Source organism: Pseudomonas sp. (genome assembly GCF_036387035.1).
Classification (GTDB): domain Bacteria; phylum Pseudomonadota; class Gammaproteobacteria; order Pseudomonadales; family Pseudomonadaceae; genus Aquipseudomonas.
Genome location: NZ_DASVUM010000128.1, coordinates 1 through 2,413 on the forward strand (window position 1 = coordinate 1; position 2,413 = coordinate 2,413).

Annotated in this window: 2 protein-coding genes; both read left to right on the forward strand. The window is 62.9% G+C overall.

Translation table 11 applies throughout. The features are described from left to right. Window positions 1–759: xanthine dehydrogenase accessory protein XdhC (gene xdhC / locus VF672_RS12315; RefSeq protein ID WP_331104865.1), on the forward strand; the 759-nt coding region annotated here is incomplete at its 5' end. A 24-nt stretch (window positions 760–783) separates the two neighbouring features. Next, window positions 784–2,100 carry a guanine deaminase gene (gene guaD, locus VF672_RS12320; RefSeq protein WP_331104866.1) on the forward strand — a complete coding sequence of 439 codons (1,317 nt, stop codon included), beginning with the start codon at window positions 784–786 and terminating at the stop codon, window positions 2,098–2,100. Window positions 2,101–2,413: the final 313 nt, after the last annotated feature.

The window sequence follows — 2,413 nt, forward strand, 5'->3', positions numbered from 1 at the left end:
GGCTCGACGCCGCGCAATGCCGGCTCGAAAATGGTCGTCAGCGCCGAGCGGATCTTCGACACCATCGGCGGCGGCCACCTGGAATACAAGGCCATGGAGATTGCCCGGGACATGCTCGCCAGCGGCAGCCCGCAGACCCGCCTGGAACGCTTCAGTCTGGGCGCCAGCCTGGGTCAGTGCTGCGGCGGCGTGAACGTGTTGTTGTTCGAACCCATGGGCCGGCCCCAGGCGCACATTGCGGTGTTCGGGGCGGGCCACGTCGGCCGGGCGCTGGTGCCGTTGCTCGCCAGCCTGCCCTGCCGCGTGCGCTGGATCGATGCCCGAGCGGCAGAATTTCCCGCGCAGTTGCCGGAAGGCGTGACGCAGATCATCAGCGAGGACGTCACCGAAGAAGTCGATAACCTGCCCGCCGGCACCTACTGCATCGTCATGACCCACAATCATCAGTTGGACCTGGAGCTGGCTGCTGCGATTCTCAAGCGCGGCGACTTCGGCTATTTCGGGTTGATCGGTTCGAAAACCAAGCGCGTCAAATTCGAGCATCGCCTGCGTGACCGTGGCTTCGACGCCGCGGTGCTGCAGCGCATGCGTTGCCCCATGGGCCTGACCGAGGTCAAAGGCAAGCTGCCCATGGAGATCGCCGTGTCCATCGCCGGCGAAGTGATCGCCACCTACAACGCTCATTTCGGCGAGCAGAGCACCACCGCCGAACCCGTCGCCCAATTGCTGCCGGTGTCCCGCCGCAGCCGGGCCCACTGAATCCCGGAAGAATGAACAACTGACATGACCACTCACGCCACTACCGCCCCAAAAGCCTACCGCGCTGCCCTTGTTCACAGCATCGCCGACCCCGCCGACGTCGCGGAAGAGGCGTCGTATGAGTATTTCGAAGACGGCCTGATGGTGGTCGAAAACGGCAAGATCATTGCCTTGGGCAATGCCGAAGACCTGCTGGGTACGCTCGCCGACGACGTCGAAATCATCCGCTATCACGACGCGCTGATCACCGCCGGCTTCATCGATACCCACATCCATTTGCCGCAGACCGGCATGATCGGGTCCTACGGCGAGCAATTACTCGACTGGCTGAACACCTACGTATTTCCGTGCGAAAAGCAGTTCGCCGACCCCGAACATTCGGCGCAGGTGGCGGACATCTTCCTCAAGGAATTGCTGCGCAACGGCACCACCACCGCACTGGTGTTCGGCAGTCGCCACAAGGAGTCGGTAGAGGCGCTGTTCAGTGCGGCCGAGAAGCTCAACCTGCGCCTGATCGCCGGCAAGGTGATGATGGACCGCAATGCGCCGGATTACCTGGTGGACACCGCCGAGTCCAGCTACGCCGACAGCAAGGCGCTGATCGAGCGCTGGCACGGCAAGGGCCGCCTGCACTACGCCGTGACGCCGCGTTTCGCGCCGACCAGCACGCCGGAGCAACTGACCCTCGCCGGCCAGTTGCTCAGCGAATACCCCGACGTGTACTTGCAGACCCACATCAGTGAAAACCTGAAGGAAGTGGAATGGGTCAAGGCGCTGTTCCCCGAGCGCAAGAATTACCTGGACGTGTACGACCATTTCAAGCTGCTGGGCGAACGCTCGGTGTTTGCCCACGGCGTGCACCTGTGCGACGAAGAGTGTGAGCGCCTGGCCGAAACCGGCTCGGCCATCGCCTTCTGCCCGACCTCCAACCTCTTCCTGGGCAGCGGGCTGTTCAATTTGCCGATGGCCGAAAAGCACAAGGTTAACGTGGGCCTTGGGACCGATGTCGGCGCTGGCACCAGCTTTTCGCTGCTGCACACGCTGAACGAGGCCTACAAAGTCATGCAGCTGCAAGGCGCCAGGCTCAGCCCGTTCAAGTCGCTGTACCTGGCGACCCTGGGCGGCGCCCGCGCGTTGCGGCTGGAAGACAAGATCGGCAACCTGCAGCCGGGCAGCGAGGCGGACTTTGTGGTGCTGGATTTCAACGCCACGCCGCTGCTGTCCTACCGGATGAGCCAGGCGACGAGCCTTGAAGAGCGATTGTTTGTGCTGATGACGCTGGGGGATGACCGGACCGTAAGCGAAACGTACTCGGCAGGCATGTTGGTGCACAAGCGCTAAGGGGCTGCCGCACACGAACGGTAGGAGCGTGGCTTGTCCCGCGATCTGGCGCGCAGCGGCAGCTACACAATGAATCCGGTGTGTCAGGAACAATTACGTCGCGAGGTTTCACGACTGCTGCGCAGCCGATCGCGGGACAAGCCACGCTCCTACAGGTTTTGCGCCGGCCGTGGATGTTGCGTTCGCCGCAACCAGATTTCGCGCTCGAGCGTAATTCCCGGTTCCACGCCGGTCCAGCGTAGGAGCGTGGCTTGTCCCGCGATCTGGCGCGCAGCGGCAGCTACACAATGAATCCGGTGTGTCAGGAACAATT

Excerpts from the sequence above, each read along its gene's own strand:
- guaD (WP_331104866.1), top strand. The coding sequence starts at position 784 with ATGACCACTCACGCCACTACCGCCCCAAAAGCCTACCGCGCTGCCCTT.